The organism is Micromonospora sp. I033 (assembly GCF_053890995.1).
Map to the genome: position 1 here is coordinate 1 of NZ_JBSSLX010000288.1, position 5,924 is coordinate 5,924.

Here is a 5,924-nt window from a genome sequence, read left to right on the forward strand (position 1 = left end):
CACCGCGCCCGCGCCGGGCCTTAGGATGGGCCCTCACGGCGGGAGGGGAGCGGCATGACGCGGGTACGGCGCGACGAGGCGGGGCGGTGACCCCGCGCGGCTGGGCGGTGCTGACCCTGGCCGGGCTGGCCGTCGCGCTGGTCGTCGCCGGCGCGCTGCTGATCCCCTGGCACCGGCCGCCGGCGCCCCGCGCCGACCAGCTCGCGGCGCTGCGCGCGCTCCCGGTCGAGCAGGTGGCCCGGGGCCGGGCCTTCCACGGCGCGCTGCGCCCGGCCGGCTGGTCGGCGCTCGCCGTCGGCCTGGTGGTGGCCCTGCTGCTCGGGCTCACCCCGCTCGGCAGCCGCCTGGTCGAACTGGCCGGCCGGCCCCTCGGCGGCCACTGGGCCGCCCAGGCGGTGCTCGGCGGGTTGGCCGTGATGTTCCTCGCCGACCTGCTCACCCTGCCCTTCGCCGCCTGGCGGCAGACCGTGCTGACCCGATACGGGCTGAGCACCCAGGGCTGGGGTGGCTGGGCGGTCGACCTGCTCAAGTCGTACGCGGTCAGCGCGGTGATCGGCGCGCTCGTCCTGCTCGGCTTCTACTCGGTGGTGCGGCTCGCCCCGCGCTGGTGGTGGGCGTTCGGCGCGGCCGGCGCCGCCGCGCTGGTCGTGCTGCTGTCGTTCGTGCTGCCGGTGCTGGTGGAGCCGGTGTTCAATCGGTTCACCCCGATGGAGCCCGGCCCGCTGCGCACCGAGCTGACGAGCCTGGCGGCGCGGGACGGGGTGCCGGTGCGCGACGTGCTGGTCGCCGACGCCTCACGGCGGACGCGGGCGGTCAACGCGTACGTCTCGGGGCTGGGGCCGACCCGTCGGGTGGTGGTCTACGACACCCTGCTGCGCGAGGCGGACCCGGCGGAGGTGACAAGCGTGGTCGCCCACGAGTTGGGGCACGCCAAGGACCGCGACGTCTGGACCGGCACCCTCATGGGGGCGCTGGGCGCCGCCGCCGCGGTGGTCGCCCTCTACCTGATCGGCTCCTGGACGCCGCTGCTGCGGCTGGCCGGCGTCGACTCGATCGCCCATCCCCGGGCGTTCCCGCTGCTGATCGCGCTGGTCACCGTGGCGGGTCTGGTGGCCACCCCGGTGCAGGCGCTGGTCTCCCGGCGGGTGGAGGCCCGGGCCGACGCGCACGCGCTGGCGCTCACCGGCGACCCGGCCACCTTCGAGGCGATGCAGCGCCGGTTGGCCGGTGTGAACCTGGCCGACCCCGACCCACCGCGCTGGGAATACCTCTGGTCCGCGTCCCACCCGTCCACCGTGGAGCGGATGGCCGCCGCCCGCGCCTACGCCAGGGAGTCCGGCGGATGAGCCGCACCTTGCTGATCACCAACGACTTCCCGCCGCGCCCCGGCGGCATCCAGTCGTTCGTGCACAACCTCGCGGTGCGCCAGCCCCCGGGCTCGGTGGTGGTCTACGCGTCGAGCTGGCGGGGCGCGGCCAAGTTCGACGCCGACCAGCCGTTCGAGGTGGTCCGGGAGCGCACCAAGGTGCTGCTGCCCACCCCGCTGGTGGCCCGCCGGGCGGCCCGGCTGGCGCGGGCGTACGACTGCGACACGGTGTGGTTCGGCGCGGCGGCCCCGCTGGGGCTGCTCGCGGCCGGGCTGCGCCGGCGGGCCGGGATCCGCCGGGCGGTGGCGCTCACCCACGGGCACGAGGCCGGCTGGGCCGCGTTGCCCGGCGCCCGGTCGGCGCTGCGCCGGATCGGCCGGGGCGTGGACGTCACCACCTACCTCGGCGAATACACGCGGGTCCGGCTGGCCCGGGTGCTCGACGGGGTCACCGAGCTGCGCCGGCTCGCCCCGGGCGTCGACGTGGACACCTACCACCCCGGCGTCGACGGCGAGCGGGTGCGGCTGCGGCTGGGGCTGGCCGACCGGCCGGTGGTGGTGTGCGTCTCGCGCCTGGTCCCGCGCAAGGGGCAGGACATGCTCATCCGGGCGATGCCGGAGATCCGCCGCCGGGTGCCGGACGCCGCGTTGCTGATCGTCGGCGGCGGGCCCTACCGGGCGGCGCTGCACAAGTTGGCCCGGCAGGTCGGGGTGGAGCGCGACGTGGTGTTCACCGGCTCGGTGCCCTCGGCCGAGCTGCCCGCCCACTACGCCGCCGGCGACGTCTACGCGATGCCCTGCCGGACCCGCAACCGTGGGCTGGACGTCGAGGGCCTGGGCATCGTCTACCTGGAGGCCAGCGCGACCGGGCTGCCGGTGGTGGCCGGCGACTCCGGTGGGGCGCCGGACGCGGTCCGCGAGGGCGAGACCGGTTACGTGGTCCGCGGCCGGGACGTGGCCCAGCTCGCCGACCGGGTGGCCACGCTGCTCGCCGACCGGGACCTGGCCCGCCAGCTCGGCGCGGCCGGCCGGTCCTGGGTGGAGCGGGAGTGGCGCTGGGAGACCCAGGCCGAGCGGATGGCCGCCCTGCTCGCCGGCTGACCCACTGGCGGTGGCCCCGGCGTCCGCCGAGGCCACCACGTCCGAGCGGGTGTTCAGGTGCGGGCTAGGGCCGGCTCCGGCGGGACCGGCTGCGGCGACCGGCGGGCCAGCCGGCCCGGCCACCAGGTGCGCACCCCGAGGTCCAGGGTCAGCGCCGGGATCAGCAGGCTGCGCACCAGCAGGGTGTCGAGCAGGATGCCGACCGCCACGATGACGCCCATCTGCACCGACGGCACCAGGGGCAGCACCAGCAGCGCGCCGAAGGTGGCGGCCAGCACCACGCCCGCGCTGGTGATCACCCCGCCGGTGACGGTCAGCGCCCGCAGCACGCCCGGCCGGTGCCCGATCCGGGCGACCTCCTCCCGAGCCCGGGTCATCAGGAAGATCGTGTAGTCCACGCCGAGAGCGACCAGGAACAGGAACGCCTGCAACGGAACCCCGACGAAGAGCCGGGGATGGCCCAGGGCGTTCAGCAGCAGCCCGGCCGCGCCCATGGCGGCCGCGTACGACAGGACCACGCTGACCATCAGCAGCAGCGGCGCGACAAGCGACCGGAGCAGCAGCACCAGGATGACCAGGACGACCGCGAGCACCAGCGGGATGACCACCCGGTTGTCCCGGTTCACCGTGCGCTCCTCATCGAGCAGGGTGGCGGTCCGTCCGCCGACCAGGGCCCGCGCGTCGGGCACCGCGTGCACGGCGGTCCGCAGCCGGGTCACCGTGTCCCGGGCGGCGTCGTTGTCCGGCGCGGCGGCGAGCACCGCCGGCACCCGCACCCAGCGGCCGTCCGCCGAGCGCTCCGGGGCGCCCACCTCGGCGACGCCCGGCACGGCGCGGGCGGCCGTCACCACCTGGTCGGCCGTTCCGGCGGCGGCCAGGATCTCGGCGGGCGCCGCCGAGCCGCCCGGGTAGTGGGCGGCGATCAGCCGCTGCCCGGTGATCGAACCGACCTCGCTGGTGAACGACTCGTCGTCGGGCAGGCCGAGGCTGAGGTTGCCGATGCCCAGGGTCAGCGCGGCCAGCGCGGCGGCGGTGCCGAGCCAGACCGCCCGGGGCCGGCCGGCGACCAGGCCGGCGATCCGGCGCCACACCCCGTGGTCGGCGGCGTGGTCGCGGGTGTCGGCGCCGGGGGCGTAGCGGGGCACGAACGGCCAGAACAGCCACCGGCCGCAGAGCACCAGCACCGCCGGCAGCAGGGTGGTCATGGCCAGCAGGGCCGCGGCGATGCCGACGGCGCCGACCGGACCCAGGCCGCGGGTGGCCGGCAGGTCGGCCGCGAGCAGGCAGAGCAGTCCGACCGCGACGGTCGCCGCCGAGGCGCAGACCGCGCCGGCCGAGCGGCGCAGCGCGACCGCCATGGCGGCGTGCCGGTCGGCGTGCCGGCGCAGCTCCTCCCGGTAACGGGCGATGAGCAGCAGGGCGTAGTCCACCCCGACGCCGAAGACCAGCACGGTGAGGATGGTCTGGCTCTGGAAGTCGACGGCCAGCCCGGCGTGCCGGGCCAGCAGGTAGACCACCGCCCCGGCGAGCTGGTTGGCGACGGCCACCGCGACCAGCGGGATCAGCCACAGCACCGGGCTGCGGTAGGTGACCAGCAGGAGCAGGGCGACGGTGAGCGCGGTGGCCAGCAGCAGCGCGCCGTCCATTCCGGAGAACGCGTCGAAGACGTCGTGCTCGGCGGCCGCGTCGCCGGTCAGGGCGGTCCGCAGGCCGGGTGGCGCGCCGTCGGCCAGCCGGTCCTTGAGCGCGTCGACGGCCTCGGCGCGCCGCTCCTCGTCGAGGCTGACCGGCAGGGAGAGCAGCAGCGCGCGACCGTCGGCGGCGGCCACCGGCGGTGACACCGCGCCGCCGTCGGCGTACCGGGCGAAGGCGGCCCGGTCGGCCTCGACCCGGGCCCGGTCGGCCGGGGTGAGCCCGGTGTCGCGGACGTAGACGGCGATCGCGAGGGGGTGTCGCGAGCCGGGGAAGGCCGCCTCGGCGCGTTGCACGGCCCGGCTGCTCTCGGCACCGGCCGGCAGCGCGCCCAGCGTCGAGTTGTCCTGCACCTCGCCGAGCTTCAGCGCGAGCGGGCCGGCCACCACGAGCAGCGCCAGCCAGAGAAGGAGGGCCACGTACTTGCCGCGGCGGCCGGCGGGCAGGCCGGCAAGGCGTTGCGGGGACATCCGAGTTCCCTTTCGTCGTCACGGTCGCGGGGCCGGCGGCCCCGCTTCCGATCCTTCGGCCCGGCCGGGCGCGGGTCAGGGGTGCCAGCGCGCCGGCCGGGGTGGTGCCAGCACCACCGATCCGTGGCGGCCGGTGCCGCACAATGAGGCCCGTGGACGGCGTACGCGGACTGCTCCGCACCTGGATCCGGCCCGGCGCGGTCACCGCCGCGCAGGGGCTGCTGATCGCCCTGCTGTCGTTGAGCACGCACGTCGTGCTCTTCGTGCTGTCGCTGGTGTCGCTGTTGCTGATCCCGGTGTTCGGCGTGGGGTTCGCGCTGTTCCCGGTGGCCACCGCGCTGGTCCGGCTCTGCACCGGGCTGCACCGCCGGCTGGCGCGCTGGGGCGGGGTGGAGATGGCCACGCCCTACCTGCCGGCGCCGGCGGGCGCCCAGTTCGGCACCTGGCGGCGGTTCCGCTGGGTGGTGAGCGACCCGGCCACCTGGCGCGACCTGTCCTGGCTGCTGCCCGGCGGGGTGACCGGCGCGGTCTGCCTGGCCGCCTTCGTCCTGCCGCTGTACGGCCTGGAGGGCGTGCTCGGGGTGCCGCTGGTGCTGCACCTGACCGTCGACTGGTACGGCTACGGCCCGTTCTGGCCGATCGGCAACCTCCTGCAGGCGCTGCTCTGCTTCCCGCTGGGCGCGCTGTTCCTGGCCGGCGGGCTGGCCGCCGGGCGCTGGCTGGTCTGGCTGCACCTGGCCTTCGCCGGGTTCTTCCTGCCGCCGACCCGCACGGCCGAGCTGGCGCTGCGGGTGCACCAGCTCACCGTCACCCGCGCGGAGACGGTGGACGCGCAGGCGGCCGAGCTGCGCCGGATCGAGCGGGACCTGCACGACGGGGCGCAGGCCCGGATCGTCGCGCTGAGCATGAGCATCGGCCTGGCCGAGCAGCTCCTGGGTGACGACCCGGAGGCGGTGCGGCGGCTGCTCGCCGAGGCCCGGGAGACCAGCGGGCAGGCCCTGGCCGAGCTGCGCGGGCTGGTGCGCGGCATCCACCCGCCGGTGCTCGCCGAGCGCGGCCTGGCGGGCGCGGTACGCGCGCTGGCGCTGGCCGTGCCGCTGCCGGTGGCGGTGACCGTCGACCTGCCGGGCCGCCCGGCCGCCCCGGTGGAGTCCGCCGCGTACTTCGCGGTGGCCGAGGCACTGGCCAACGTCAGCAAGCACAGCGGGGCGTCCCGGGCCTGGATCGAGCTCGGCCACGCCGACGAGCGGCTGACCATCGTGGTCGGTGACGACGGGCGGGGCGGCGCCGGCCCC

The 5,924-nt window shown here is 76.8% G+C and carries 4 protein-coding genes; 3 read left to right on the forward strand and 1 reads right to left on the reverse strand.

The features are described 5' to 3' along the window. The first annotated feature begins 86 nt into the window (after positions 1-86). Both ACW0Q9_RS28475 and ACW0Q9_RS28480 read left to right on the forward strand, forming a co-directional pair. Positions 87-1,346: a M48 family metallopeptidase gene (locus tag ACW0Q9_RS28475; protein WP_456186512.1), complete on the forward strand. Its 1,260-nt coding sequence runs from the start codon at positions 87-89 to the stop codon at positions 1,344-1,346. Further along, a complete protein-coding gene (locus tag ACW0Q9_RS28480; RefSeq protein ID WP_456186514.1) occupies positions 1,343-2,467 on the forward strand; it encodes a glycosyltransferase family 4 protein in 1,125 nt (374 codons plus the stop codon). The genes ACW0Q9_RS28475 and ACW0Q9_RS28480 overlap by 4 nt, the downstream gene beginning before the upstream one ends. A gap of 53 nt (positions 2,468-2,520) precedes the next feature. On the opposite strand, the gene ACW0Q9_RS28485 is transcribed toward ACW0Q9_RS28480, so the two are convergent. Continuing rightward, positions 2,521-4,629, reverse strand: coding sequence for an MMPL family transporter (locus tag ACW0Q9_RS28485; protein WP_456186516.1), 2,109 nt, complete (start codon positions 4,627-4,629; stop codon positions 2,521-2,523). Between the two features lie 152 nt (positions 4,630-4,781). Between ACW0Q9_RS28485 and ACW0Q9_RS28490 the strand changes: the two genes are divergently transcribed. Next, a partial coding sequence (locus tag ACW0Q9_RS28490; protein WP_456186518.1) for a histidine kinase occupies positions 4,782-5,924 on the forward strand: 1,143 nt, incomplete at its 3' end.